This window comes from Pseudomonas sp. URMO17WK12:I7 (assembly GCF_003269045.1).
GTDB classification, from domain to species: domain Bacteria; phylum Pseudomonadota; class Gammaproteobacteria; order Pseudomonadales; family Pseudomonadaceae; genus Aquipseudomonas; species Aquipseudomonas putida_J.
Window position 1 is genome coordinate 59,336 of the sequence record NZ_QLTL01000009.1, and the last position, 26,892, is coordinate 86,227.

The following is a 26,892-nucleotide window of genomic DNA, read 5'->3' on the forward strand; positions in this document are numbered from 1 at the left end:
GCTCAATATTAATACGAGCAAGACCTGAGTCTAAGACTGGAGAATGAACGATGCCTTGGTATGCCTGGCTAATACTCATCATAGCCCTCGGCTCGATCGTTGGTGGATTGATGATGCTGCGCGACACGGCGAAGAAACTGCCGCTGACAGAGGAGCAGTTGCGCAAAGTGCATGAGCGCAACGCCGAGGCAGATGCAAAGGATGCGCAGGACCGTTGAGCCTGAATCCTGATGAATCAGAAAACCGGTTGGCGCAATGCCAACCGGTAGATTTGGCTGCTATTTGACGACCAGCTTGTCCTTGTTACGCTCCAAAAGTGCCTTCCCAATTCCCTTGATTTCCAGCAGTTCATCCACCGAACCGAACGGACCGTTGGCTTCGCGGTAAGCGACGATAGCTTCAGCCTTAGCCTTGCCGATACCGTTGAGGTTCTGTTGCAGGGTCAATGCGTCGGCATCGTTCAGGTCGATCATTGCCACCTGCGCCAGGGGCTGCACTTGCCCTGTTTGGGAAGCCGCGACAGCCGCGGGTTCCGCAACTGTGACGGGGGCCGCCTGCAGCGTGAAAGGCAGGGCTGCGAAAAGTGGCAGCAGTAGGTAGGACAGGACGGTGTTACGCATATTGAGCACTCCTTGTGGAATATGAAGGCAGCGTTCCATTGGCTGCCTGGAGGAACTCTAGCGCTCGGTTCTCCTCTGTGGGGAAGCGAAATGTAACCAAATTGAGCATCCGAGCCAATGCCCCTATCTACCCTCTAACTGTGCCTTTTGACGTACAGCATAAATAAATCGTGCAATATCAACAGGACACACTGCAGTTACTTTGATCAGCTAGCCCTGGAAGACATTTTTCTCACCAACAGCGGTTCCTCTTTCTTACGGAAGGCGAGCTTGATGAGCATTTATCAATGTGAGCTCAAGCAGGTAACTCACGACCGGCATGACACAGTACCGATACTTGATGCCCACGAACGCATGCAACCTAACAATCAAAGCTGCACCCAACCCCGGTTGTATAAGCTTCAATGCGTCAACATGCTCGATGTGCGGGGTGAGCCTGGACCTCCGACTCTTCGCCAATAAGGACTGACGAGCCAGAGGAGCTTGAGGGATCGCCGACCAGTTAGGTGCCGCCGATCAAAGCCGCGCCAAGCTACAGCTTGGACCTTTTCGAAAACCGCCACCCGTTCAGCAGGTAGCCCTTGAAACGGGCTCTAATTTATAACAATATCTACAGATGGGTGCACGACTGTAGAAATTGATAAAAATTGCCACTTTCATGGACGCATGACAATAAATGATAGACACCAAAAAGAATCTATCAAAAACAAACAACCAACAAAAGGATCACAACTTGATCAGGAATATACAATTCCTGCGATTTCTCGCTGCCGCCATGGTAGTCTTCGCACATTCACCCCTCACACTTTACGGCGTCAGCCCCTATCTAATCAAACTGGGTGGGTTTGGCGTCGACGTCTTCTTTGTAATAAGTGGATTCATAATACCCTTCATCTTATTTCCAAGAAAAGAACATACAAACGATACAACAACAATATCATGGGCAACATTCATATCCCGAAGATTCTTCAGGGTTTGGCCGCTCTATTTTTTGATGAGCCTGTTCGTCATAGCACTATCTTACGCCATCCTGGAAACACCACTGGCATCAAATCAGGACATTGCACTGGCTTATAATCCAAGCAAACTTGATCTGCGTCTGTTCCTCGAATCAATGTCCTTCACTCACGCCTTCATTGCCCCAACAATAAATGTCGGCTGGACGCTACAGTTCGAATTTGCTTTCTACATCACCATTGCACTTATCATGTTCATGGGTGTCCGACGGTACGAGACACTTACACTCTCCTTCGCCTGTATTCTTTTTGCGAGCTCCTTGACATTAGCAGCCGTGCAAAGCAGCGGAATAAATACAGAACACAGCGCCTACCGGCCTCTGTTATTGATTTCCCATCCAATGATGTTCGAATTCTTGCTGGGAATGATATTATTCAGAATCTTTAGAAATGGACTATTGATTCGAAAGTCATTTGCCTTAATGGCTGCAGTAATCGCAATCCCAGCCTTCATAGTTTGCGAAAGACATGACCTATTCGGCGGAGTTGGAGGTACCTTCCACAGAACAATAGTTTGGGGAGGGTTCGCATTTTTGCTAGTTTGGGCCGCATTGAGCCTTGAAAAGCACATCGCCGCACCAAAATGGTCAATGCTCTTGGGTGACTCTTCTTACAGCCTGTATCTTGTACATTGGCTGGCGCTGCCATGGATCACATACCTGATTGGGATTTCCTGTGGTTTTGATGCCCTCAACAGCACTCTACTCATGATCATTAATTTGGTGAGTTGCATCGTCATATCCATAGCAGTACATCTGCTGATCGAAAAGCCGATTCAGCAACGGTTCAGGAAGCTGCAACAAAGCTGGTCAATGCCAGCATCCGGTATAAAAGCGCTCACAGCTGAGTAGCAAGGTTTGCGCTCCCAATTTGAAAAAGCTCGACCTCAAGTCGACTTATTCAAAATTTGGGAGCGCATTCAATCACGATGCCAAGCCCAGCCCCCCTAACGAAGAATGCTTGGCAAGCCACCGCAGATAACTGACAAGGGCAGAACCTTAGTCAATATTTCTTTCCTCTGCATTATCGCAGAGAGAAAAAATACCCTCGCTTGATTAATATATCTTGTCTTGCAACAAACGCTTCAGATACTGCCCGTAGCCATTCTTCGCCAACGGTGCAGCCAACCCTTCCAACTGCTGAGCATCAATCCAGCCTTGACGGAACGAAACCTCTTCCGGGCAAGCCACTTTCAGTCCTTGCCGACGTTCAATGGTTGCAATGTAACCACTGGCCTCAAGCAGCGAGTCATGGGTACCGGTATCCAGCCAAGCATAACCCCTACCCATGATTTCCACAGAGAGCCGACCCTGCTCGAGATAAACACGGTTTAGATCAGTGATTTCAAGCTCTCCACGTGCAGATGGCTTGATCCCCTTGGCGATCTCAACCACATCGCGATCATAGAAGTAGAGCCCGGTCACCGCATAACTTGACTTCGGCTTGGCCGGTTTCTCTTCCAGGCTGATAGCCTTGCCATGTTGGTCGAACTCGACCACGCCATAACGCTCAGGGTCGTGCACGTGGTAAGCAAATACACTGGCACCTTCGGTGCGCTCCATGGCATTGCCGAGCAAACCCTGGAAATCATGGCCATAGTAAATGTTGTCGCCCAGCACCAGAGCTGACAAATCGTTGCCGATGAACTGCTCACCGATGAGGAATGCCTGTGCCAGGCCATCAGGTGAAGCCTGCACCGCATAGCTGATGTTGATCCCCCACTGATGCCCGTCACCCAGCAGCTGTTCAAACCTTGGCGTGTCCTGTGGCGTGGAAATGATCAGGATGTCGCGAATGCCCGCCAGCATCAGTGTGGTGAGCGGGTAGTAGATCATCGGCTTATCGTAAACCGGCAAGAGCTGCTTGGAGATCGCCAGTGTCGCCGGGTGCAGACGGGTGCCGGACCCGCCGGCCAGGATGATACCTTTACGATTCATTTTGCTCATTTCTCGAGTATCTCAGTCAGCATGCGAGCCACGCCCAGACGCCAGTCAGGCAGCGTCAGCGCGAAAGCTTCTTGCAATTTTTGGGTATCCAGCCGGGAATTCGCCGGCCGCCTTGCCGGGGTGGGGTAGGCATCGGTCGTAAGCGGGTTGACCTGTTCGGCATGCACTTGCAGAGCAATACCGTGCGCCGCAGCTTGCTCCAGCACAAAACGCGCGTAACCGCACCAACTGGTCTCGCCCCGCGCCGCCAAGTGATACACACCGGCCAGTGCAGGTTTACGCAGGGTGGCGACGATCGCATGAGCGGTAACGTCGGCGATCAGTTCCGCGCCGGTCGGGGCGCCAAACTGGTCATCGATGACACCAAGGCTATCCCGCTCGGATGCCAGCCGAAGCATGGTGCGGGCAAAGTTGTTACCGCGAGCGGCGTATACCCAGCAGGTACGGAAAATCAGGCTTGTACAGCCTGCTGCCAAGATGGCTTGCTCACCGGCCAGCTTGCTTTCACCATAGACATTCAAAGGACCAACCGCATCCTGCTCGCGCCAAGGCGCACTGCCCTGCCCCGGGAAGACGTAATCCGTGGAGTAATGCACCAGCAATGCACGCTGCTCTGCAGCTAACTCCGCCAGCAACTTCACCGCTTGCGCATTGACCAGAAATGCTTGCTCGCGCTCGCTTTCTGCCTTATCCACCGCGGTATAAGCCGCAGCATTGACGATTACATCGGGTGCAAATCTGCGCACGGTTTCCGCCAGCCCCGGAAGGTTGGCCAAGTCGCCGCAATATTCATGGCTTCTCGAGTTGAGTGCCAGCACTTGGCCCAATCCAGCCAGACTGCGCTGCAACTCCCAACCCACTTGGCCATCCTTGCCCAGCAGGAGAATTTTCATGCCGAACGACCGGTGTAGTTCTTCTCGACCCAGTCACGGTAACCACCGGACTGTACGTTCTCTACCCAGTCCCAGTTGCCCAGGTACCATTCGACCGTCTTGCGGATACCGGTCTCGAAGGTTTCCGCGGGCTTCCACCCCAGCTCTCGTTCGAGTTTGCGCGCATCGATGGCGTAGCGGCGGTCATGGCCTGGGCGGTCGGTAACATAGGCAATCTGTTCGGCGTAAGGCTTACCATCAGCACGCGGGCGCAGCTCATCCAGAAGCGTACATACGCGATTGACGATTTCCAGGTTGGGTTTCTCGTTCCAGCCACCGACGTTGTAAACCTCACCTGTTTTACCAGCCTCGAGCACACGGCGGATGGCGCTGCAGTGGTCTTTGACATAAAGCCAGTCGCGAATCTGCTGGCCATCGCCATAGACAGGCAGTGCTTTGCCGCCCAGGGCGTTGACGATCATCAGAGGGATGAGCTTTTCCGGGAAGTGGAACGGACCGTAGTTGTTAGAGCAGTTGGTGGTCAGCACCGGCAGGCCATAGGTGTGGTGATAAGAACGCACCAGATGGTCGCTCGCTGCCTTGCTGGCCGAGTAAGGACTGTTCGGCTGATATTGATGGGTCTCGGTGAACGCAGGCTCGTCAGCGCCCAACGAACCATAGACCTCATCGGTAGAGACATGCAAGAAGCGGAACGCCTGACGCGCTTGCTCGTCCAGGCCGCCCCAATAGGCGCGCACCGCCTCGAGCAGACGGAAAGTACCGACGATATTGGTCTCGATGAAGTCTTCAGGCCCGTGAATCGAACGATCGACATGAGATTCGGCGGCAAAGTTCACGATGGCGCGTGGCTGATGTTCATTCAACAGTCGCGCAACCAGCTCGGAATCACCGATGTCTCCATGCACGAAAACATGGCGTTCATCACCCTGCAAGCTGTTCAGCGTTTGCAGGTTGCCTGCATAGGTGAGCTTGTCCAAGTTCACCACAGGTTCATCGGAGACTGCCAACCAGTCGAGAACAAAATTTGCGCCGATGAAGCCGGCACCACCGGTTACCAAAACAGTCATTATAGGCTACCTACTAAACTAAGCATTGAATGCGAGGAGCGCGAAATCGAGATGCCGTGGCCGGACAGACCCACTCACACCCCCACGTACGCCCCTCGTTATGAAAAACTCGCGCGAGAACGGCGACCGTCAGATTTCCTTTTTTCGCTGCATATACAGCAGGTCCACTATCTCTCCTTGTGGAACATAGCCACTGACCACTTCACGCAACAATTTTCGCACAGCCAGCAATTCATGCGCATTGACCGCGCAAAGCAATTCGTCGAGTTTGACTTTCAGGACATCCCAGTTCAGGAAATCTTCGTTAGCGCTCATGATCATTGGGTGCCGGGTGGATACGACGTTGTCACCAATCAGCAGCTCTTCGTAAAGTTTTTCACCCGGACGAAGCCCGGTAAACTCGATGGCAATATCACCGTGCGGGTTCTTTTCCGAACGTACGCTCAAGCCGGACAGATGGATCATCTTTTCCGCCAGCTCGGCGATACGCACTGGCTCCCCCATGTCCAGGACGAACACATCCCCCCCGCGGCCCATCGAGCCAGCCTGGATAACCAGCTGAGCCGCTTCGGGAATCGTCATGAAATAACGCGTGATCTTGGGGTGGGTTACCGTCAAAGGGCCGCCCGATAGAATCTGCTTGCGGAACAAAGGTATGACGGAGCCTGATGACCCCAGCACATTACCGAAGCGCACCATGGTGAAGCGTGTCTTGTTCACCTGCGCAACGTTGTCATTCTGACCAAACAGGACTGGCGCGCACTCTTGGCTAAGCGCTTGCAATACCATCTCGGCAAGGCGCTTGGTACTGCCCATGACATTGGTCGGCCGCACCGCCTTGTCAGTGGAGATCAGCACGAAGTTAGCGACCCCCGCCTGAACAGCAGCCTGAGCGGAATAGAGCGTACCAATGACGTTGTTCTGCACACCTTCGGAAATGTTGTGCTCGACCATGGGTACATGCTTGTAAGCTGCAGCATGATAAACAGTGTCCACATGCCAGGACTGCATCACTTCCAGCAAGTGCGCCTGGTTGCGCACAGAGCCCAGCACCGGCAGAACGTTGATTGCCAATGCCTCACGGCGAACACGCAGCTCCAGCTCACTCAGGATGCTGTACAGGTTGAATTCGCTATGCTCGAACAACAGCAGGGTCTTGGGCCCGGCGCCAACAATTTGCCGGCAGAGTTCCGAGCCGATCGAACCACCCGCCCCCGTAACCAGCACGACCTTGTTCGCAATGCACTGTGCCAGCAGATCGGGCTGCGCAGGCACTGCATCACGGCCCAAGAGATCAGCGATGTCAACTTCCTGAATGTCGCCCACCTGCACTCGCCCACTGGCAAGGTCAAGGATGCTTGGAACACTGCGCACGTGCAACGGGAAGCCTTCGAGGAAAGTCAGGATCTCCCTGCGTCGGCTGCGGCTGCTGCTGGGGATCGCCAGCAGGATTTCCTGGGCACCGGTGACATCTATCATTCGACCAATTTCATTCGAACGGTACACCTGCAACCCGGAAATGATGCGATCGGCAATTTCCTCATCGTCATCGATAAAAGCCACAGGCCTCATAGACTTGGCCATCCGCAACGCGGCAATAAGCTGGTTGCCGGCAGCGCCGGCACCGTAGATCGCAACGCGCGGCAAGCCATCGTCGCGCTGGGCGAAAGGCATGTGCTGCGCTGCAGAGAACCAGTCACCCAGGAAGTACTGCCGCATGACCAGGCGCAACCCACCGATCATGACCAGGCTCAACCACCAGTAATTGAAGATGACGGAACGCGGCACCAAAGTCTGATGATTGCTGTACCAGTAGACGAAAAAACCCAGCAAGAGCGCAGAAAAGGAAACCGCCTTAGCGATAACGATGAGCGCATCGTTGCCGAAGTAACGCATCACCGCCCGGTACATACCGAACTTTACAAAAAGCGGTATGGCCAGGACGGGTGCCGTCACGAACAGCCAGATATGTTCCTTGACCGGATTACCCATGTCATCCAGGCCAAGACGCACGGCAAAGGCCATCAGCAGGGCCAGCCACACCAGGCACACATCCACCAGCACCTGGAGCATGCGCTTCTCCCTGCGCGGCAATTGAAGCAGATATTTTCGAAGCTCGATCAGCTCTCTAGCTTTCATACCCAATTACCCACCTGCCCCGTATCCTTCAAAAAATTAAAGCTCACGCTCGCCCGCATGGAATTTCAATGCGAGCACTACCAGCGGTGCATATGCCAAGCATACGCCAAGCACACCATTCAGGCCGCCGAACGCTACCAGCAGTGCTAACGGAAGTAGCCACAGCACGTTCAGGCCCCAAGCGGCCAGCGTCACTTTCTTGTGGCTTGCGAACTGCCGAGAGGCAAACTGGTAAGCGTGGCTTCTATGAGCCTCATACACTTTTTCACCCCGCATCAGACGACGCAGCAAAGTGACCGTGGCATCGACCACGAACAAGCCCAGCAGAATGATCCAGCACCAGAAGAAATCAGCTGATACCCACCCGGCGATCAAGGTCAGCGCACCCACTACGACCCCCAGGAATCCACTTCCTGCGTCGCCCATGAAGATTTTGGCCGGAGGGAAATTCCACAGCAGGAAACCAGCTGCCGATGCTGCCAGGGCAAAGCTCAGGCCTGCGAGGCCCCCGTGCCCCGAGAGGAGGTAGATAAGACCGCCGGCCAGCCCGACAAAAACAGCCTCGGAACTGGCAAGACCGTCAATACCATCCATGAAGTTGTACAGGTTCAGCATCCATACCAAGAACACCACTGCCAGCAGGCTGCCTATAAGCCCGAGCTCTTTTGGCTCACCCCAGAGCGTGATCGGGGCCAACCCGCCAAGGCTGAAGACGATCCACATTCCCGCGAGAAAGTGGCCGAGCAACCGCCAGCGCGCTGGGATATGGCCCAGGTCATCATAAAAGCCAAGCACCGCCACGCCGGCGCCGCCGAGCACGAGCGCCGACATGGTCCCAAGGCCGATGTCGCCAAGCACGAAGCACAGCAATACCGCTGCAATGAATGCAACAACAATGGCCACGCCGCCGCCCCGCGGTGTCGGCACGGAATGCGAACTACGCTCATTGGGAATATCTAGCACACTCTTGCGTATTGCAAAGCGCCTTACCGCTCCAGTCAGTGCAGCGGCACCCACCAGAGCCAACGCTATTATTAGTAGTTGAACCATAAGTCGTGAAATCCAATTCCTAGTTACTGAGCATCAACGGCCAACCGCTTGGCGTGCTTTCTGCCGGCTTCTGCAAGCGCAGCTTCTGGCTCTTCGACCGGCATCCAGCCCAGCAGGTCACGCGCTTTACTGGTACTGACTTCCAAAGAGTTGAACAATTGCACATACATAGCCCGCCGCCCCACAGCGCTCAAAAGCAGCCTGGCCAGCAGCTTGGGCATGTAAAAGCACCTGGCCTTGCGGCCCATGCCGATGGCAAGCGATGAAACAATCTGGCGCGTCGAAACGCTGGCCCCATCGGCGATCAGGAACAGCTGCCCGGCAGCCTTGTCGTGGGTAATCACCAGCATCAGGAAGCTGATCAGGTTGTTCAACGAAACCAGGCTGCGACGGTTATCCAACGCGGCAAAAGGCAATGGCAAGCCTTTCGCCACCAGACTCAGCAGCCTTGCAAAATTACCCGGTGCGCCCGCATCGTAAATGAGCGGGGGACGCACGACGACCAACTGCATGGAAGTACCTGCCAACAAGCGATCCAGCGCCTGCTCGGCCTCCAGTTTGGAAACGGCATAATCTGCCGCTGGCGCTACGTCGCTCTGTTCGGTAAACGCCTGGCCGGTGGTTTCGTTGCCATTTACGCCAATGGAGCTGACGAAAATGAACCGCTTCACACCAGCGGCCAATGCTGCCTCGGCCAGCGCCAGGGTCGTTTCAACATTCGCCTGCCGAAAAGCTGCCAATGGGTCGGCTACCTGATCATTGAGCACATGCGCACGCCCGGCCAAGTGGACGACACAGTCGACGTCCACCAGACTCTGCTGCACGGCAACCTGATCCATCAAGTCCAGTTGCACGACATCGCCGGCCAGCGCTAGGTCCGGCTCACGCCGGACTGCAGCCTTGACCGAAAAATCGCGCTGGACCAGGGACTCACACAGATGCCTGCCGACGAAGCCTGAAGCGCCAGTAACCATTACCCGGCATGGGCCCACCATATCAGACTCCCGGAGTAACGTGCGGCCTGCCGATCGCATGGTACGCAACGCCTGCCTGCGCCATCGCCCACGGGTCGAACAGGTTACGGCCATCGACCACAACGGCACTGGAGAGCGCGCCACGCAGCATGTGCGGGTCTACAGCACGGAAAGACTTCCACTCGGTGCAGATTGCCAGGGCATCGGCACCGGCCAGGGCCTCTTCCTGCGTCGCAGCGTAGTGGGTATCAGCCCGATCACCGTAAATGCGCTCGAACTCCTCCATGGCCTTAGGGTCGAATACACGTACCTTCGCACCCGCCTGCCAGAGCTGTTCGATAAGCCGACGGCTTGGCGCATCGCGCATATCGTCGGTGTTAGGCTTGAAGGCCAGGCCCCACACTGCGATGGTCTTGCCCTCCAGTTCACCTTTGAAGATATCCTCGAACGAAGCGAACATCTTGTCTTTCTGACGCTTGTTGACAGCCTCGACGGCCGCAAGCAGTTCAGCGGAGTAACCCACTTCCTGTGCGGTACGGTACAACGCCTGAACATCCTTGGGGAAACACGAGCCACCGTAACCGCAGCCTGGGTAGATGAAGCTGTAACCGATGCGCGGGTCCGAGCCGATACCGATCCGCACCTGCTCAATGTCAGCCCCCAGGCGCTCGGCAAGGTTCGACAGCTCATTCATGAAGCTGATCTTGGTGGCCAGCATGCCATTGGCCGCGTACTTGGTCAGCTCGGCAGAGCGAACATCCATGAAAATCAGTTTGTCGTGGTTCCGGCTGTAAGGCGCATAGCACTCGCGCATTTTGCGACGGACGTGTTCAGAATCGGTACCCACCACAATTCGCGCGCCTTTGGTGAAATCCTCCAAGGCTGCGCCTTCCTTGAGGAATTCAGGATTGGAGCAGACGTCGAACTGCAGATCGACACCACGAGACGCCAAGGTACGCTGGATCGTGTCCTTGACCTTGTCAGCAGTGCCCACAGGCACGGTCGACTTGTCGACAACTATCTTGGGCTCAGTCATGTACTGACCAATGGTCTTGGCTACGGCCAGCACGTACTTGAGGTCCGCAGAGCCATCTTCATCCGGCGGGGTGCCTACCGCAATAAACTGAATCTCACCAAATGACACGCCCGAGCTGGCATCCGTGGTGAAATCCAGACGACCTTCTTGCTGGTTACGACGAACCATCTCGTCGAGGCCTGGCTCATAGATTGGAATGATGCCCTGCTTCAAATTATCGATCTTGCGTTGATCGACATCGACGCACACCACATGATGGCCGACGTCCGCCAGGCACGTGCCAGTGACCAACCCTACATAGCCCGAACCGAAAACTGTAATCTTCATCTATTCACACCTTCAAATTTTGTAGTACGAGCGGTACCAATCGACAAACTTTGCAGCCCCTTCCTGTACAGGCACATTCGGTTTGTACCCGACGGCATCGAACAACCCCTGGGTATCTGCCCACGTCTGCTCCACGTCGCCGGGCTGCATGGGCAGGTAGTTGCAGGTTGCTTTGATGCCTGTTGCGGCTTCAACAGCGCGGATGAAGTCCATCAAGCTGACCGGGCTACCGTGACCGATGTTGAACACCGTGCAGGCGCCAAGGTCAGGTTTCTGCAGCAACCGGAGAATGCCGGAAATGATGTCGTCAATGTAGGTAAAGTCGCGCGAAAGTAGCCCATGGTTATACACATCAATGGGCTTGCCTTCGAGAATCGCCTTGGTGAACTTGAACATGGCCATATCGGGACGCCCCCACGGGCCATAGACCGTAAAGAACCTCAAGCCAATAGTCTGAATTCCGTACAGATGAGAGTAGGTATGGGCCATCAGCTCATTGGACTTCTTGGTCGCCGCGTACAGGCTGATCGGGCAGTCCACCGATTGTCGGGTCGAGAATGGAACATCCTTGCTCAGCCCGTATACAGAACTCGAAGATGCGTAGTACAAGCGCTTGACGTTGTGATTACGGCAACCTTCCAGGATATTCAGAAAACCAACGACATTACTCTGCACGTAGGCCATCGGATTATCGAGTGAGTAGCGCACGCCCGCCTGGGCCGCCAGGTTCACCACACAGTCGAATTGGTAAGTGGAAAAAACCCGGTCGATTGCTTCGCCGTCGACAAGATCCGCACGGATGAACGTGAAGTTATCAATACCCTCAAGATCCCTGAGCCGCGCTTCCTTGAGACTGACGTCATAATAATCATTGAGGTTATCGATACCCACCAACTGCTCGGCGGTAGCAGACAAGGCCTTGATCAGCGCATGTCCGATAAATCCGGCAGCGCCGGTAATCAAAATTTTCATGTACGCCTACCGTGCGAATTTGTATAGCAAATGTTTAAGAAATGCAGGAGACCGACGGACGATCGAACGCAACATCGTGTTGACGACAAACGCGCCGCCGCTAATAAAGCCGATATCCTTCTGGAACCGGATGATGGCGAGCTCATGCTTGAGATAGTCCTTGCCACGCCGCTGCATCAGCTCACTGCCAGCCCGCATCTTCAAAAGAATGTCCGGCAGGTTCTCAATCCTGTACCCCTTTTGCAACATCAACGACCACAACGCATAGTCCTGAGCCTTCCTGAAGCTCGGGTAGCCTCCCACCGCCAGCACAGCAGGCTTGCGGAACATGACAGTCGGGTGGCTGAGCGGACTGCGGCGTTTGGCAAAAGCACACAGGGCGTCATGGTCCAGTGGCAACCTGCGCGGCCCCAATGAATGGGCCATGGTCACATCGTACTCTTCGACCATCGCGCCCAAAACCGCCACTTCGGGGTGATCTCGCAGATGCTTCAACTGCCGCTCGAATCGCTCAGGCAGGCATACATCATCGGTATCCATGCGCGCGACAAGGTCATGGCTGCAATGCTTCAGCCCTTCATTGAGCGCGTTGGCCAGTCCCACGTTTACTGGCAGCGCCACCGATACGATCGGCAGCTTCGGCCGAAATTGTTCGATGACCGCCTTCAGCGAGTCCGCTATCGGCCCATCCTCGACGAGCACTACTTCCTGCGCGGCACAGGTCTGTGTCGTCAAGCTCTCCAGGCATGCAGCCAGAAAGTCGGGGTTCTCCGATGCGTACACCGAGATAAGTACGGAAAAGTCAGCAGTCACAGCTATGTTCCCTTTGCAAAATTCTCACTACTGACGCGCCAGCCAAGCCTGGAACATCAGCACGTTCCAGAGAATTGCCGCATGATTCCGTTTGCCACCCACGTGCTCTTGCCAGAGCGCCTGCACGGCATCCACATTGAAATGACCTTCGCTACGCAGCTTCCGGGCATCGAGCAAGGCCTCTGCCCATTCTCGCAACGGGCCGATCAGCCAGTCCCTCAACGGCACGCCAAAGCCCATCTTGGGGCGGTCGATCAACGCGCGATCGACATGCTTATAGAGCACCTGCTTGAGCGCCCACTTGGTCTCCCCTTCCCGGAACTTGTACTCGAGCGGCAATGACCAGGCGAACTCCACCACCGAGTGATCCAGGAACGGCGCTCGACCTTCCAGCGAAACGGCCATTGCCGCCCGATCAAGCTTGGTCAGGATGTCGCCCGGCAAGTATTCCTTCAGGTCCCAGGCCATCATCTGCTGTACGTCACACAAACCGTGATTGGCCTGCCGCGAAGGACGGGAATCGATAACCGGCTTCAGCAGCAGATTGTTGGCCTGTGCATGGTTCGAGACGATGTTGTTGTAGACGTCATGAGGCCCCCGGGCGGCAAATACCCCGGCCAACTTATGGACCTTGTCGCCGATGCTGCCCAGCCCCTTGCTACCCGGCAACCATCTGCCAAGCGAGTCCCAGCCTCCTGGCTCTACAGTTGTCAGCAGCCGCCCTATGCCCGCCCTGAGCCCTGCAGGAATCGGTTTCATGTAACGCCACAGTTTGCCCGCCACCAAGTAACGGTTGTAGCCGCAGAACAACTCGTCACCACCGTCGCCGGAAAGCGAAACAGTCACCTGCTTCTTTGCCAGTTGGGAGACCAGGAAGGTCGGTATCTGCGAAGGGTCGGCGAAGGGTTCGTCCCAGATATCGGGAAGCATCGGGACCACATCCAGCGCCTGCTTGGCACTGACATACAGTTCCTCGTGCTCCGTACCGATATGCTGGGCCACTTCCTTGGCATACGGCGCCTCGTTGAAGCGCGGATCGTCGAAGCCAATCGAAAAGGTCTTGATCTTTTCCGAAGACTGGGCCTGCATCAGCGCCACGATGAGTGACGAGTCGACACCACCGGACAAGAATGCACCCAGTGGCACATCGGAAAGCATCTGCCTGCCAATGGTCGTCTTCAACTTGCTCTCGAGCGCGGTTACGGCTTCATCCGCAGATCCCTGGAACGGTGCGTTCACGCCATTGCGAATGACCTCATCAACGCTCCAGTACGCGCGCGTTACTGGTTGGGGATCATGCCGGGATACCTGCAGATACTCACCTGGCATCAGTTTGCTGACGCGGGCGTAAATCGATAACGGCGCAGGGACATAACCGTATTGGAGGAAAAGCGAAAGCGCCTGCGGGTCCACCGGCGATTCGAATCCAGGCGCAGCTTTCAACGCCCTGAGTTCCGAACCGAACAGAAACGCCTCGCCCACCCAGCCGTAGTAAAGCGGCTTCTCGCCCAGCCGGTCACGCATCAGCGTCAATTGCGCTTGTTCCCGATCCCACAACGCAATTGCAAACATGCCATGTAACTGGGAAAGCGTCGCTTCAATGCCATAGAACTCGAAGCAGGCGAGCAACGTCTCGGTATCTGAATGCCCGACCCACTGAAAGACATGCTGCTCACGGGCAAGCTTGTCTCGCAGGTCTACGTGGTTATAGATCTCGCCATTGAAGGCGATCACGTAGCGGCCACTGACGGAGCGCATGGGCTGAGCGCCATGGCTGGATACATCCATGATCGAGAGCCGCCGATGGGAAAGACCGATACCTGAAGCAGCATCAGACCACACACCACTGGAATCAGGCCCGCGATGTTCGATCGCGAGCCCCATGTTTTCCAGAATCAGGTCGGCATCAGTGCCCAGCGTCGAACGAGATAGGAGCCCAGCGAAACCGCACATCTCAATTGCCCTCAATCGACGCGTAACGAGAAAGCATATTCATTCTCCAATCTTTCCCCAAGCGCCACGAATGGCGTCTTTTATCCCTGTAATCGCGAAGCTCAACCGTTTCATTTTCCTGTCGAAGCACAACGGAATGAGGCACAATTTCGCTAGCATGATGACGCTGTATTTTAACTTCCATTTACCCGGAACAAAGGACTTCCCTAGCAGGTAGATGAAATTGCGGAACTGGTAATAATGGCGGATCGGCGATGGCATGCCAATGCTTTGGCCAAGGATTTTTTTATGGCCATCACCGAGCATGTGAGATATTTCAAGGGTTGTATCGATAAAGATACGATACCCCCGCTCGCGGCTACGCCAGCACCACTCCCAGTCGACAAAATCGATGAACAGATCCTCGTTCTTCTGGCCGACTGCATCAATGGCATCAAAGCGCATGAGAAACCCGGAACTCAGCGTGTATTCGACTTCGATCACATCGCCAGAGCGGGTAAGCCCGTCATACACCTCATCACTGTCCTTGCGCACCGCGAGCGGGCCAATACCGCCAACCTTGATCCCTTTATCTGTCAACTCCCTGAAGCGGCGCATCAGGTTGCTTACATAATCTGGAGGGAGCTTAGAGTCCTGATCCATCTCGATGACAAATTCACTTCTCCGGGCCCTGGCCTCTTGCAGGCCGATATTTTGCGCTGCAGCAATACCTAGGTTTCGCGACAATTGCTTAACTACAATAGTTGGATACATGGCAGCCAATGCAAAAACCTCACGCTGCCGCACAACATCATCGGAGTTATCAGTCAATATAATGCACTGAGCCTGATTCAAATAGGACTTGAGGTTTTCCTCCAGCTCCCCTACACGAGGATTGTATGTCGTCACTAGAATCGAAACGTTAGCACTCGTAAAATCAGCCCCCATTACACCACCACCCGAACATTGCCCTTAGACGCGAACCGAAGAATAACACCAAAAATATTAACAACAAAAAACAATATAAATATATCTAACACATACGCCAAACCAACTGTTGGTTCAAGCAACATTGCAATTGAGCGAACCCACAATGCAGCACTTAAGGCAGCATAATAAGGACCCTGCTTACCCCCCAAACGCCCAAGCGCCGACACCGAAGCAAAAAACCAGCCCATCAGTGCCGCAAACAGAAGCCCTGGCGCGAACCCAAAATACTTATATGAAAAAAGATCAAAGTGACTGGTCGGACCGCCCGCAATGGCATTATCCGGATACCAGTACAGCAAGGCCTGCCGCCCTACAGCATAGTCATTAATAGGATACCCAAGAATCTCGCTCATCTTTGTGACGCTTACCAACGGCGCAACAAATTGAACAAGCGCACTGTCAGTCTCGAGCTTCTCAATCACGCCGTTGGGCAGAGATAAATAGTACTTATCAGCATTCGCAAGCACCCTTAACGCAAGGCGCTCATAAAGTATTGGCGCATCCTGCATATAGACCCCGGATGCCTCAGTATCCACACCCGCACCCTCAAGATTCTTACTCAAAATCCACACTGCAAAGAAAAGAACAACAGAAAACAAGAGACCCACTTTTAGAACATTCAGACGCAACCGATAACCCTGGACCGCCATCGCAAATATTGAAGCATAGATCCCTTCCAGGATCGCAAACTTAGCACCATTCAAAAGCGAACTTAGCAGAAGCAAAAAAATATAACCAATACCGAACAAGATGGTTAAATAGTTTCGCCTACCGTGCCGCCAACGCTCCACACAAATAACCGCAATATAAGCCACTAGAAATAGCCTAAAAGCGTCCGCCACCCTCACAAACGCGCCCAGACCTCTATTCTGCTCAAATCGATTAGTTTCAGCACTCGCTCCGAAACCGGTATTCACGATCAAGAAAAGCGCCAGACAGACATAAAGCAGTAGAATTATCCAGAACTCCCCCCTGCCTCTACCGTGCGGCACTAGCAAAGTAACTACCAGTTTGTACATCCATTTTCCGTAGCGCTTGCTGACCCGCAGAAAAAACAAAAAAAACAACGCGTAAGACAGCAGCAAGGCCACATAATAGAGAGAAACGAACCCCCCTATGAAAAGCGCCAGAACGATGCCATAAGCCGTGCCAAACGTAAACGTCCAATAAAAATGGAGTGGATCAAGATACCCCAAAAACACAAACCGGCGAACAGAAAGGTATAGAAAGCCCGTTGATAAAAAAATACAGACCAGCAAAAGTGGAATATTTGAAAAGGCAAATTCAAAAAAATCCAGATCGCTCATTTTCTAGCCACTACATGCTGCACAGCAACAATCGGCATCTTAATTAAGCTTAAGACAATCTCATCAAGATCACACTCGCGAACCAAGTCGACAAAAAAGCCAAACCTTGCATGTTTAAGCGCATTCAAAGAGTAATAGGCTGCTGCATTGGCGATCGCTTCGCGACGAATGTGATCTGGCGCCAGCGCTACAAGAGCCCCCCTTACCATCCTCAGCTGCATGGACAAGTTCTTTGATGTATTGGTGCCGTGCTGGCGATAGCGCACACAGTCAATCAGCGGATTGAATCCAAAATCGCGCCCGGCTTCATCATACACGCTCAAGAGTTTTACAAAAGTCGGATAGTCATCAAGCCGCAATGCAGGATCCCAGCCGCCGATACGCCTAAGCGCTTCAACTCTGAAAATAGTAGATTGCAGTAAAATAGGTGAAGGATAATGTGTATACATTTCACGCTCACGCCTGGAGCGCTCCAACGCGAAAAATCTATCATGCCGAGCATTGTAAATTGGGCCCAAAGCCCCATCAGCATTAAAGTAATGGCCGCCACCAATGACAAACCCCAACTCAGGCTTCGCCTTGATTTCAGCAAATACTTTGGCAACACCCTCAGGAATCAGAATATCATCAGACGCTACAAACCAACAAAATTCCGTATCAATCCGCTTCATGGACTCATTAAGCGACGACACCAAACCACCGTTAGCTTTTTCTACTATGGTGACTTTTTCGCCAAGACCAGACTGCTCCACATATGCCCTGACCAACTCCATGGACCTGTCTTTGGAACCATCATCTACAATAAGAACTTTCAGGCCAGGCACCGCAATTGCCAGCGCCGCCTTCAAAGAGTCGACAATATAGTCTGCATGATTATACGACGGAATCACTACTGTCAGCATTTTGCAAGCTCCTGCAACGCACCAGTTTGAATCAAACAATCTATTAAGCGGTCTCGGCTGCATGCCTCATAGACTGCAAACTTCTACGAACCACTACCCACACGAGGACCCAGTAGACGGCATAGTTTATCGCATAGGCCATGACAACACCTTCCAGCCCTACAGCCCTGATCAGAACAACTGCCAACACATAAAACAGAAACGACCCAATAATTTCTGTAAAAATAAAGGCCTTGAACATCGCCTTCCCCAACATGACATAGGCAATGATCCAACTGCCAATCTTGAGTGCATCACCAACCAACTGCCAAGCAAACAAGTCAGTGACAGGTGCAAAATCAGCACTAAATAAAAACAGTACAATGGGCTCTCTCAGCACATAGATCGACACGGCTGCCAGTGCTGTCAAAGGCAAGATGACTCGGTATCCAAAGCCGATTTCCGCCATCAGTTCTCGATACGTCTTGAGTTCTGATAGCCGTGGCAAAAAGTAGATCGACAACGTCGTGGTCGCCATCATCAGATAGGCAGAACTCAAGCGCCACATGGCCTCCCAATACCCCGCCGCAGTCCAACCCAATGTCTGGCCAATCTCACTTCGAATCAACATTTGGGTGACCGGAAGACAGGCCGCTGAAACAATTGCCATCACAGCATATTTCAACAGATTCTTAACGACCTCTTTATCCAGCCGACCAAAGAGACTGGAGAAATTGAAAAACTTCAAACGACAACAGACGGCCAAGGTAGAAAAAAAAGCGACAGACTGATAGGTAGCCAAAGCTATCAGCGCCCCCTTAAGCCCATAAAGATGAACCAAAACAGCAGTAATCAGAACAGAAAGAAAGCTACCAACAATGTTGCAGACCACATACCGGGCAATTTCTTTCAAACCATTCAACACGGCCAGGAGGAACGTATTTAAAATAAGAAATACTAAACCCGCTGCAAACCAGGCAAACACATCAGCGAGGCTACCATCATTCAAAAACTTCTCAGCCAATCTCTCACGAAAGAAAAACAATACACAAGCGATCACCAGGCTTACCCCAACGCTCAGGGTGCCAGCTGTACGCCACACCGCGACCCGCCTTGAGGCATCATCCACATATTCCGCCGTGTACTTCGTTACGCCCGTGTTAAAAGCGCCACCAATCAGCGTGGTGATTAACGCAACAACATTCTGAAATTGGCCGAATGCCGCGTACCCGGCCGGACCAACGTACAAAGCGAGTATTTTATTGATACCAAGCAGCGCCAGCATTTTTGTGACGACCGCAATACCGTTGAGCACGCTAGTTTTGATGAGATTCATCTGTACCGATCCGCAAAAGCACCTAACTTACAATCACCACACACCTCGAGCAGTGATGCCAGTTCATCGAGCAACGCCAAGATAGCCATAACCCTGCAGGCGTACCAAAATGCCATGCAGGGCCATGACTTCTGTTCGATGGACTAGAAGCTGTTACACGCGTCGATAACGTGCTCAATCGCTTCCTGAGTCATTGTCGGATCCATTGGCAGGCTGAGAACCTCCTCATGAATCTTTTCCGTGACGGGCAGGCTCAACCCGTTCAAGTGCTTGTAAGCCTGCTGCTTGTGAGGCGGGATCGGGTAGTGCACCAAGGTCTGCACTCCCTTCGATGCCAGGTGTGCCTGCAGAGCGTCGCGAACTGCCGTGCGCACAACATACAAGTGCCAGACATGCTCGCCGTCTTCGCCATGCGCTGGCAAAGCGATCTTCGAATTCTCGATACCTCTGGCGTAGCACTTGGCGATATTGCGGCGACGCGCAACTTCATCGTCAAGGTGCTTGAGCTTCACATCCAGCATGGCCGCCTGAATTTCATCAAGACGGCTGTTGACACCCACGTAGATGTTTTTGTACTTCTCGTGCGACCCATAATTACGCAGGGCACACAGCACTTCCGCCAACTCGGCGTCATTGGTCGTGATCGCGCCGCCATCACCCAGAGCGCCCAAGTTCTTGCCTGGATAGAAACTGAAGCCAGACGCATCGCCCCAGCCACCGACTTTTTTGCCCTGTGTTGCGGCGCCGTGCGCCTGCGCAGAATCCTCAAGCACGAGCAGGCCAAATTCGTCAGCTATTGCCCGGATCGCTGGCATGGGCGCAATACGGCCGTACAGGTGTACAGGCAGAATCACCTTGGTACGCGAATTGACGGCTGCGCGTACCGCTTCGGGCTCAATGTTGAAGGTCGCCGGATCGGGCTCGACAAGCACCGGAGTCAGGCCACTTTCAGTAATGGCAAGTACACTGGCGATATAGGTATTGCCTGGAACGATGACTTCATCGCCATCTTTCAACCGTCCAAGCAGCTTCCATGCCTTGAGCGTCAGGGTCAGCGCATCGAGGCCATTCGCGACCCCAATGCAAAACTTGACGTCGCAGTAGTTGGCAAAATGGGTCTCGAAGCGCCTCAATGCACCACCATTGATATACCAGCCTGAATCAATAACATCAGCGCAGGCTTTCAGCAACTCTTCTCGGTATTGATGATTGACAGCTTTCAGGCTCAAAAAATCAACCACGCTCCAACTCCCTGATTACTTTGGCAGGATTACCGACCACGACAGCGTAGTCAGGCACATCTTTTGTAACAACAGCACCAGCGCCAACCATCGCGTGCTTGCCGATTGTAATCCCCGGCAGCAGCGTTGCATTTGCGCCTATACTGCAGCCTTCTTTGAGCAGCGTTTTTGCATACGTGTCGGGATACTGCCTGGAGCGAGGCTCCTTGTCATTGGTGAACGTAGCATTCGGACCAATGAATACATTGTCACCAACACTGACACCGTCCCACAGGTAGACACCACACTTGACGGTTACATTATCACCAACGACGACACCACCTTCAATGAAGGTATGTGCACAGACATTACAATTCCTGCCGATTCGAGCACCCTGCAATACCACGGCGTACTGCCAGATTCGCGTACCCTCACCAATATCATCTGTTTGAACATCAGACAACTTGTGAATACTGGCCATTGCCAATCAGCCTCTTGAAATCCCGATAATCACGAATATAGTCGCGCTCGTCATATACTTCACTTGCCACGACCACTAATACACAATCTTCACTAAAATCATGCATCTCGCGCCAGACCATATTACGAACAAAGATGGCTTTATTTGGCCGATCAATAATATGCTCGACCCGTTCGCGACCGTCATCCAGCACCATCCGGCAACTTCCTGAAACACAGATGATCAACTGCTGCAAATCACGATGCGCATGGAAACCCCTGCTGACATCTTTCTGGGTGCCAAAAATGTAATAGATGCGCCTGATCGAGAATGGAATATTAAGATTTTTCTCAATACCAATCAAACTCCCACGGTCGTCGCTATGTGACTCCAACTCGACAATATCAACTTTTCCGGGGATCAGGTAATCCGTGTGCTCGGCCCTGGCGAAGGAAGGCGCCATCTTGTCCTTCGCACTCACTACAGGAGTAAGCGTCGTCGGCCAATCAATTGCCAGGTCTGGGTCATCCCAGGCCAGACTCCGCTCGTGCACCTTGGAATAGGTATCAGTCGTGCGGTACTGGAATACAGTGTCATCCTCAAGCGCCATGAAACCATGGGCGAAGCCTTCGGGAATCCAAAGCATCTTCCGGTTCGCTGCGGACAACGTTACGCCAACCCATTGCCCGAACGTCGGCGAACCTTTGCGAATATCGACTGCGACATCATAAGCGGCGCCTTGACTCACATTGACAAGCTTGCCCTGCGAACAAGGCGACAGCTGGTAATGTAACCCTCGGACAACACCCTTCTTCGACATCGAGCAGTTTTCTTGGATAAACGGGCGCGGCACCGGCAAATCACACGCCCTCAACAGCGCGTGAAACTTCGGCTCGCTGTAAAACTCGTAAAACCAGCCACGCTCATCCTCGAAGATTGTTGGTTCGATAATGACAACTTCAGCAATATCTGTCTTTGTAAGCTTCACCCAGCCAACCTCATATAAATGTAGACAGATTCATCCCTGTCATACAAAACTCCTCAACTACACTTACAACATTTTCCATCACTGCAAAAAACTAAAAAAACCATCAAGCAAAATGCTTACCGACACATCACTCGCCTCTAGACACGGCCAGCACCTGAGAGGACGGCCCCATGCACCGGCACCGTCACCGGCACCGACCACGCAGATCAAACAACTCATTCTGCCAGCGAACCACTGTTGAGACCACAGCATTCTGCCATGGACTCACGCCTATCTCTTGGCTTGCACGCAATCCGACCGCTGCCTCACTGCCTCGCCAGCACGACACACTGCCGCCGACGACGATATCGCTCGAATAATCAAAGCCTTACACCGCTTGACTGGATTTCTGCAAAAAACGACCGGCCGTCTTGTTGATGACCCTCGAACACCTTCGTGTCAACGCGAAAGCCGGGACAACGACCTTCAGCCTCTTGGCGCTGTCGAGAACGCACGAACGGATTATCGCACCGACGAGGCGCCACCTGGGAAACAGGGCGCAACGGCCCCGCCGAATCGAGATGTGGATGTAGACCGCCACAATTATAGGCCGCTCAACTACGCCGCCCTATAAGGGTTTTCTGCTCATATCAAAACCAACACAGCAACAAAATAGCATCATTCTTTACCAGCCCGGACCTGCACTTCCGGCAACAAAACGTTGACCTTACGCGCGTGGTCTTCGGGCAAAACAGACGCCACTACATCGCCTACTTCCAGAGTGCGTATCCGCCGTAGATGATTTTTGAACGCCACCCGTGTCAGCGCAATCAACACACCAAGCAAAAGCCCCCCAATAAATGCCAGCATGACAATTAACGCCTTGCGCGGCTTTATCGGCTTGCTGGCTGCTACAGCGCGCTGATCAATACTAACCAGCTGCAAGCCTTGCAACTGCGTATCAATGGCTTTCAGGCGCTCACGTTCAATCCGCAGTGCTTCGACACCTTCCAGAAAATCCTGATCGTTGGCCCGAGCCTTGATAGCCTCGACATTTCGGTTATTGGAAAGCAACAGGAGCTCTTTGCGAATCTGACCGATTCTTGGCTCGACAAAGTCATCAGAGGAGCGTTTGCGCAAGGCACTGCGCTCGGCCTCAAGCACTTCGGTACCCATGAAATAAAGCGGTACCGGACGACCATTCACTTCGGTGCGAATAATGCTGCCATTCGCCGTAACCTCATCGGCCATCTGCGAGGGTGTGGATGGCCTTTTCAAGCCCAGACTACGAGCGATACCGATAGCTTCGTCCAGTTCAGCCAAGCGCGATTCACGCTGCATCTTGAGCTGTACACGCAAAGCTTTAAGCTCGTCATTAAGCTGCGCACGCTTGATGGCATCATCTTCTTCCAGGCGAGCGATACGCCCTTCATTACCATTGCGGTATTCAGTAACTGCCGAACCTAGCTTGGCATTTACCTCAGCCAGGCGGTTAGCCAAAATTACCTGCATATCCTTTGATAGCTGAATTCGCTCTCGCTCTACAGCGTAATCCACGAAGGCATTCAGGACAGCCGGGCCATCAATATCTTTCCCGTAACGCATTTTCAAACCGATAAAGTTGCTTAACAAATCGGTCTTCTTCGGGTCAGCCTGGACGACGCTAAGCGCGCTGCTATTAAAGTCTTGAAAGGCTTGCTCAATGGTCTGCCCGTCATCCCTGAAGGCCTCTACAAGGTCTGGCCTGGAACGAAAGTACTCCAGCCGTGCGCTGTAGGAGTCCAACCTTGCACCCACACGCTTCAGCGCTTCGTCAGGCGGAAGACTGTAGATCTTCGAGCGATTCAGTGCATCCAATTGATTAAGCTCAACAGGGCGCAATGTGGCAGATGCTTCATATTCAGGAGGGATGATGTAGGCAAGCGCGAGACCGATGATCGCAAAAAGCACACCCATGCCCGCAACGAATACACGACGACGCCAGACACTTCGGAAAAGGTCAAAGAGCTCTATTTCACTAGAACCGGCCCTGTAGGAGCCGCGAGATTCGATGTTCACTGATTTTGCCTGCATTCTATCGGGGATGCCATCCAAGACAGGCAGGGGTAGAAGGGGCGCTTCGTGCACCTCATACAGCCATCCATGTCATTGGCGGGAAGGAGGCGCATTGTTGCACCTTCCCAACCCGACAACAACGCTTGACAACAACCTTCAGCAGGCAAATTGCCTTAATTGCAGCTCCTTCGATTCAACCACCGGTCACGGCCGAGGGCTACGAGCACCCCCAGCGCCAGACCAGCGAGGACTGAGAACGCCATGATGATTGCCTTGCGCGGCTTGATTGGTTTATCGGGCTGAGTGACTGCCCCGTCCTGCTGATACATTGCGACCAGCGACGGATCTATCTTCAGATTGCGCATGAAGTTCAGCCTTTCCTGCTTTTCGCGCAGGCCAGGGATGTAGGGATCATCCGAAGAGCGAGACTCAAGGTTGGCGATCTCCGCCTCCAGCGCCTTCGTACCTCGCATGTACGTGAGCGCCCCTCCCATTCCCGCCGAAACCTCACTGGACAAGGTATTCGATATGATAGGCGGCTTTTCCAAACCGATCGACTTGGCAACACGCAATGCCTCATTGAGCTGAGCAATCTGATCTGCACGCTGATTGGACGCGCTGGCTCGGGAAGCCCGAATCTGTTGCTCCAGGTTATCCGCCATGATTGAAATGTCGCTGCGAGTGCCGCTAAGCAACTCATCTTTCGCACGGGCCGCAGCCATTTCAGCGTAGCTAGACACCCAATTGGCAGCGAGGTGCGGATCCTCCAGGCCAGCAGTAATAACAAAGCGATCAGGCATATCACGTGCCGCCTGAGCCACCGTCAGCATGCCATTGAACTGGGCGTACAACGCATCACGAGAACCCTTGCGCTCCTCCTCGCTCAGCATAGGAAGAAAGGCACTGCGAAAGAATTTCTCATGCACCGCTTCAGACTGCAGCGCTCTCAAGTAAATGCTGTAGACATCCTTGGCAGTAAGTGGCGCGAGCCCGGTGCCTTCGCCGCGACCAAAGTTGAGCTGGGCAACATCATTTTGCGTCGGGGGCCGAAGGTAGAGTTTTGCCTCGTAGACCGGTGATGCAAGCATCACGTATACCAACGCGAGGCCAATCACCAATGCCGCAACTAGCACCACGCAAATCTTTTGCCTCCAGACCCCCTGCACAAGCTCAACCAAATCAATCTCATCGTCACCACTCAGGCGCTCGCGTTCATTGCGCATTTAGTCTTTTTTTCCTTGGGTCCGTCTGATCGCTTCTACACAGGGGGTTACCACCCAGCCTTAACCCCCCTCCGAACCAAGCGTAGCGGCAATTTGCCAATCCGCTTGCCAGCTTTACTCACATAGCATTGAGCGCAAGTAGAGAGACAGACAGCACAGAAGTTCCCGCCACTATCAGCCTGACGAGTCGTTTTCCGCCCGATGGTCAGTCCGCAATCATTACGCTCACGTCATTTCCTGCCTGTGCAGCGGCTTGCCTCAATACACGAGCAAGCGTTTTCCGTGCACTCCCTTCCCCATGCACCAACACGATCTTTCGCGCATTACAAGTTAACGCGAATCTCACCAACCCCGCCTGATCGGCATGGCCGGAATAACCACCCAGCGTCATCACTTTCGCCCGAATTTCATATGTATTCCCATCGAGGTCAATCTGCGTAAAACCCTCCGCACCCTCACAGGCCTGGATCACCGCGCCCGGCGTACCCCTGGCCTGGTAGCCGACAAACACCACCTCATGCCGCGGGTCCGGGAGCATGGCCTTGAGATAGCCGACAATCCGCCCGCCGGAGCACATACCATTTCCAGCAATCACAATCGCCGGCCGCCCCGTACTCTTCAGGTAATTCACCACCTTCAGGTGGCGGCTGTGCGTATCGACGCACACCAGTTGACCAAAGCTCAGCGGGTCTCGCCCCTGACTTAACCGAGCCTTGGCCTCATCATTCCAGTAGTCATGCAACTGCCGATAGACACCCGTAATACGCTGAGCTAGCGGCGAGTCGAGGATGATAGGTAGCTGCGACCAGGCAAAGGCGTCATCACCCCGCGCCACGGCAGGGTCACCCAGCAATGACTTGCGATGGAGGATGTCTTCAAGTTCGAACAGCAGCTCCTGGGTGCGACCCAGACTGAACGCGGGGATCAGGATGGTCCCACGATCCTGCAGAGCACGGTCGATAACCTGCTCCAACTGCTGCCGACGATCACCTCGATCCGCATGAAGACGATCACCATAGGTGCTTTCCAGTACCAGTACATCAGCCCGCTCTGGTGGTTGTACCGGTCGCAGCAGCGGATTGCATTCATGACCAAGATCGCCTGAAAAGACAATGCGCTGACTGCCACCCGCCACTTCCACATCACACTCCACGTAAGCGGAGCCCAGCAAGTGCCCGGCGCGCTGCAAGCGGATCATGCATTTCGGCTCAAGCTGATCGGCCACTGGATGCCACTGCCCATAGGGAACCGGCATTACCAAACTGCCGACGAACTCGAGATATCGCGCAACCTGGGCAGGCTCACTACTGATGGTCAGTTTATAAGCATCTTCCAGTACCAGCGGTAGCAGCTTTGCCGAAGGCTCACTGCAAATGATGGGGCCGCGGTAACCCGCAGCGAGCAGTGCCGGGATGCGCCCGACATGATCGAGATGCACATGCGTGATTACTAGCGCCCGTATGCCCTGGACCTCAAAACCGCAAGGCAGCAGACCCGAACCCGCGTCGGCACCTTGCTCCAGGCCGCAATCAATCAGCAGGCTGGCAGTAGAATCCAGATGCAGCTGGTGACAGGACCCGGTTACGCTGCGGGTTCCGCCGTGATGAGTAATGCTGGGAAATTGCATATTGCCCCACGCTCGCCTGGCCTAATGAATGGATGCCATTA

The 26,892-nt window shown here is 53.8% G+C and carries 23 protein-coding genes and 1 pseudogene; 2 read left to right on the forward strand and 22 right to left on the reverse strand.

Translation table 11 applies throughout. From position 1 onward, the window contains the following. The first annotated feature begins 50 nt into the window (after positions 1–50). A complete protein-coding gene (locus tag H040_RS13845; RefSeq protein ID WP_003252762.1) occupies positions 51–218 on the forward strand; it encodes a DUF2897 family protein in 168 nt (55 codons plus the stop codon). A gap of 60 nt (positions 219–278) precedes the next feature. Here H040_RS13845 and H040_RS13850 read toward each other — a convergent pair whose 3' ends face one another. Then, on the reverse strand, positions 279–620 hold the full coding sequence (locus H040_RS13850; RefSeq protein ID WP_027918208.1) for a ComEA family DNA-binding protein: 342 nt from the start codon (positions 618–620) through the stop codon (positions 279–281). Positions 621–1,296: 676 nt separating this feature from the next. On the opposite strand from H040_RS13850, the gene H040_RS13855 reads away from it, so the two are divergent. Then, positions 1,297–2,487 carry an acyltransferase family protein gene (locus H040_RS13855; protein WP_027918207.1) on the forward strand — a complete coding sequence of 397 codons (1,191 nt, stop codon included), beginning with the start codon at positions 1,297–1,299 and terminating at the stop codon, positions 2,485–2,487. Between the two features lie 204 nt (positions 2,488–2,691). Here H040_RS13855 and rfbA read toward each other — a convergent pair whose 3' ends face one another. The 21 genes and pseudogenes from rfbA to H040_RS13955 form a co-directional block, all read right to left on the reverse strand. After that, complete coding sequence (gene rfbA, locus H040_RS13860; RefSeq protein WP_027918206.1) at positions 2,692–3,573, reverse strand: glucose-1-phosphate thymidylyltransferase RfbA; 882 nt, start codon at positions 3,571–3,573, stop codon at positions 2,692–2,694. Positions 3,574–3,578: 5 nt separating this feature from the next. Then, complete coding sequence (gene rfbD / locus H040_RS13865) at positions 3,579–4,475, reverse strand: dTDP-4-dehydrorhamnose reductase (protein ID WP_027918205.1); 897 nt, start codon at positions 4,473–4,475, stop codon at positions 3,579–3,581. Then, positions 4,472–5,542, reverse strand: a complete 1,071-nt coding sequence (rfbB, locus tag H040_RS13870) for a dTDP-glucose 4,6-dehydratase (protein WP_027918204.1) — start codon at positions 5,540–5,542, stop codon at positions 4,472–4,474. Before rfbB ends, rfbD begins: the two co-directional genes overlap by 4 nt. Positions 5,543–5,671: 129 nt before the next feature. Then, the gene (locus tag H040_RS13875) at positions 5,672–7,681 is read right to left on the reverse strand and encodes a polysaccharide biosynthesis protein (RefSeq protein WP_371260239.1); all 2,010 of its coding nucleotides are present in this window, start codon (positions 7,679–7,681) and stop codon (positions 5,672–5,674) included. Positions 7,682–7,717: 36 nt separating this feature from the next. Continuing rightward, positions 7,718–8,731, reverse strand: coding sequence for an MraY family glycosyltransferase (locus H040_RS13880; RefSeq protein ID WP_027918202.1), 1,014 nt, complete (start codon positions 8,729–8,731; stop codon positions 7,718–7,720). 23 nt (positions 8,732–8,754) lie between these two features. After that, positions 8,755–9,705 carry an NAD-dependent epimerase/dehydratase family protein gene (locus tag H040_RS13885; protein WP_027918201.1) on the reverse strand — a complete coding sequence of 317 codons (951 nt, stop codon included), beginning with the start codon at positions 9,703–9,705 and terminating at the stop codon, positions 8,755–8,757. 22 nt (positions 9,706–9,727) lie between these two features. Then, positions 9,728–11,068, reverse strand: a complete 1,341-nt coding sequence (locus H040_RS13890; RefSeq protein WP_027918200.1) for a UDP-glucose dehydrogenase family protein — start codon at positions 11,066–11,068, stop codon at positions 9,728–9,730. Positions 11,069–11,080: 12 nt separating this feature from the next. Continuing rightward, entirely contained in the window at positions 11,081–12,040 is a 960-nt protein-coding gene (locus H040_RS13895; RefSeq protein ID WP_027918199.1) for an NAD-dependent epimerase/dehydratase family protein, read from the reverse strand. A 6-nt stretch (positions 12,041–12,046) separates the two neighbouring features. Beyond that, on the reverse strand, positions 12,047–12,853 hold the full coding sequence (locus H040_RS13900) for a glycosyltransferase (RefSeq protein WP_050437194.1): 807 nt from the start codon (positions 12,851–12,853) through the stop codon (positions 12,047–12,049). Positions 12,854–12,880: 27 nt separating this feature from the next. Continuing rightward, positions 12,881–14,806, reverse strand: coding sequence for an asparagine synthase (glutamine-hydrolyzing) (asnB, locus tag H040_RS13905; RefSeq protein WP_027918197.1), 1,926 nt, complete (start codon positions 14,804–14,806; stop codon positions 12,881–12,883). Between the two features lie 39 nt (positions 14,807–14,845). Further along, positions 14,846–15,733: a glycosyltransferase family 2 protein gene (locus H040_RS13910; protein ID WP_027918196.1), complete on the reverse strand. Its 888-nt coding sequence runs from the start codon at positions 15,731–15,733 to the stop codon at positions 14,846–14,848. Continuing rightward, positions 15,733–17,082, reverse strand: a complete 1,350-nt coding sequence (locus H040_RS13915) for a hypothetical protein (protein ID WP_027918195.1) — start codon at positions 17,080–17,082, stop codon at positions 15,733–15,735. The genes H040_RS13910 and H040_RS13915 overlap by 1 nt, the downstream gene beginning before the upstream one ends. After that, positions 17,079–17,984, reverse strand: coding sequence for a glycosyltransferase family 2 protein (locus tag H040_RS13920; RefSeq protein WP_027918194.1), 906 nt, complete (start codon positions 17,982–17,984; stop codon positions 17,079–17,081). The genes H040_RS13915 and H040_RS13920 overlap by 4 nt, the downstream gene beginning before the upstream one ends. A gap of 43 nt (positions 17,985–18,027) precedes the next feature. After that, positions 18,028–19,299: an O-antigen translocase gene (locus H040_RS13925; RefSeq protein WP_027918193.1), complete on the reverse strand. Its 1,272-nt coding sequence runs from the start codon at positions 19,297–19,299 to the stop codon at positions 18,028–18,030. A gap of 143 nt (positions 19,300–19,442) precedes the next feature. After that, complete coding sequence (locus H040_RS13930) at positions 19,443–20,540, reverse strand: DegT/DnrJ/EryC1/StrS family aminotransferase (RefSeq protein WP_027918192.1); 1,098 nt, start codon at positions 20,538–20,540, stop codon at positions 19,443–19,445. Next, on the reverse strand, positions 20,533–21,000 hold the full coding sequence (locus H040_RS13935) for an acyltransferase (RefSeq protein ID WP_081784265.1): 468 nt from the start codon (positions 20,998–21,000) through the stop codon (positions 20,533–20,535). The genes H040_RS13930 and H040_RS13935 overlap by 8 nt, the downstream gene beginning before the upstream one ends. Further along, complete coding sequence (locus H040_RS28140; RefSeq protein WP_256208046.1) at positions 20,975–21,442, reverse strand: sugar 3,4-ketoisomerase; 468 nt, start codon at positions 21,440–21,442, stop codon at positions 20,975–20,977. The genes H040_RS13935 and H040_RS28140 overlap by 26 nt, the downstream gene beginning before the upstream one ends. Beyond that, positions 21,416–21,967 (reverse strand): annotated as a pseudogene (rfbC, locus tag H040_RS28145) (dTDP-4-dehydrorhamnose 3,5-epimerase); the annotation flags it as partial. The pseudogene rfbC and the gene H040_RS28140, both read right to left, overlap by 27 nt. A gap of 657 nt (positions 21,968–22,624) precedes the next feature. Beyond that, positions 22,625–24,004, reverse strand: a complete 1,380-nt coding sequence (locus H040_RS13945; protein ID WP_033696097.1) for a Wzz/FepE/Etk N-terminal domain-containing protein — start codon at positions 24,002–24,004, stop codon at positions 22,625–22,627. A 170-nt stretch (positions 24,005–24,174) separates the two neighbouring features. Next, complete coding sequence (locus H040_RS13950; RefSeq protein WP_027918190.1) at positions 24,175–25,224, reverse strand: LPS O-antigen chain length determinant protein WzzB; 1,050 nt, start codon at positions 25,222–25,224, stop codon at positions 24,175–24,177. A gap of 205 nt (positions 25,225–25,429) precedes the next feature. Beyond that, positions 25,430–26,851: an MBL fold metallo-hydrolase RNA specificity domain-containing protein gene (locus tag H040_RS13955; protein ID WP_027918189.1), complete on the reverse strand. Its 1,422-nt coding sequence runs from the start codon at positions 26,849–26,851 to the stop codon at positions 25,430–25,432. Positions 26,852–26,892: the final 41 nt, after the last annotated feature.

What these genes read in the sequence shown, in the direction of transcription:
- H040_RS13850 (WP_027918208.1), bottom strand. Translation starts at nt 620, where the DNA reads ATGCGTAACACCGTCCTGTCCTACCTACTGCTGCCACTTTTCGCAGCC.
- H040_RS13845 (WP_003252762.1), top strand. Translation starts at nt 51, where the DNA reads ATGCCTTGGTATGCCTGGCTAATACTCATCATAGCCCTCGGCTCGATC.
- H040_RS13955 (WP_027918189.1), bottom strand. Translation starts at nt 26,851, where the DNA reads ATGCAATTTCCCAGCATTACTCATCACGGCGGAACCCGCAGCGTAACC.
- H040_RS13920 (WP_027918194.1), bottom strand. Translation starts at nt 17,984, where the DNA reads ATGCTGACAGTAGTGATTCCGTCGTATAATCATGCAGACTATATTGTC.
- H040_RS13855 (WP_027918207.1), top strand. Translation starts at nt 1,297, where the DNA reads ATGATAGACACCAAAAAGAATCTATCAAAAACAAACAACCAACAAAAG.
- H040_RS13875 (WP_371260239.1), bottom strand. Translation starts at nt 7,681, where the DNA reads ATGAAAGCTAGAGAGCTGATCGAGCTTCGAAAATATCTGCTTCAATTG.
- H040_RS28140 (WP_256208046.1), bottom strand. Translation starts at nt 21,442, where the DNA reads ATGGCGCCTTCCTTCGCCAGGGCCGAGCACACGGATTACCTGATCCCC.
- H040_RS13915 (WP_027918195.1), bottom strand. Translation starts at nt 17,082, where the DNA reads ATGAGCGATCTGGATTTTTTTGAATTTGCCTTTTCAAATATTCCACTT.
- H040_RS13890 (WP_027918200.1), bottom strand. Translation starts at nt 11,068, where the DNA reads ATGAAGATTACAGTTTTCGGTTCGGGCTATGTAGGGTTGGTCACTGGC.
- H040_RS13885 (WP_027918201.1), bottom strand. Translation starts at nt 9,705, where the DNA reads ATGGTTACTGGCGCTTCAGGCTTCGTCGGCAGGCATCTGTGTGAGTCC.
- H040_RS13880 (WP_027918202.1), bottom strand. Translation starts at nt 8,731, where the DNA reads ATGGTTCAACTACTAATAATAGCGTTGGCTCTGGTGGGTGCCGCTGCA.
- rfbA (WP_027918206.1), bottom strand. Translation starts at nt 3,573, where the DNA reads ATGAATCGTAAAGGTATCATCCTGGCCGGCGGGTCCGGCACCCGTCTG.
- asnB (WP_027918197.1), bottom strand. Translation starts at nt 14,806, where the DNA reads ATGTGCGGTTTCGCTGGGCTCCTATCTCGTTCGACGCTGGGCACTGAT.
- H040_RS13925 (WP_027918193.1), bottom strand. Translation starts at nt 19,299, where the DNA reads ATGAATCTCATCAAAACTAGCGTGCTCAACGGTATTGCGGTCGTCACA.
- H040_RS13910 (WP_027918196.1), bottom strand. Translation starts at nt 15,733, where the DNA reads ATGGGGGCTGATTTTACGAGTGCTAACGTTTCGATTCTAGTGACGACA.
- H040_RS13950 (WP_027918190.1), bottom strand. Translation starts at nt 25,224, where the DNA reads ATGCGCAATGAACGCGAGCGCCTGAGTGGTGACGATGAGATTGATTTG.
- H040_RS13895 (WP_027918199.1), bottom strand. Translation starts at nt 12,040, where the DNA reads ATGAAAATTTTGATTACCGGCGCTGCCGGATTTATCGGACATGCGCTG.
- rfbD (WP_027918205.1), bottom strand. Translation starts at nt 4,475, where the DNA reads ATGAAAATTCTCCTGCTGGGCAAGGATGGCCAAGTGGGTTGGGAGTTG.
- H040_RS13935 (WP_081784265.1), bottom strand. Translation starts at nt 21,000, where the DNA reads ATGGCCAGTATTCACAAGTTGTCTGATGTTCAAACAGATGATATTGGT.
- rfbB (WP_027918204.1), bottom strand. Translation starts at nt 5,542, where the DNA reads ATGACTGTTTTGGTAACCGGTGGTGCCGGCTTCATCGGCGCAAATTTT.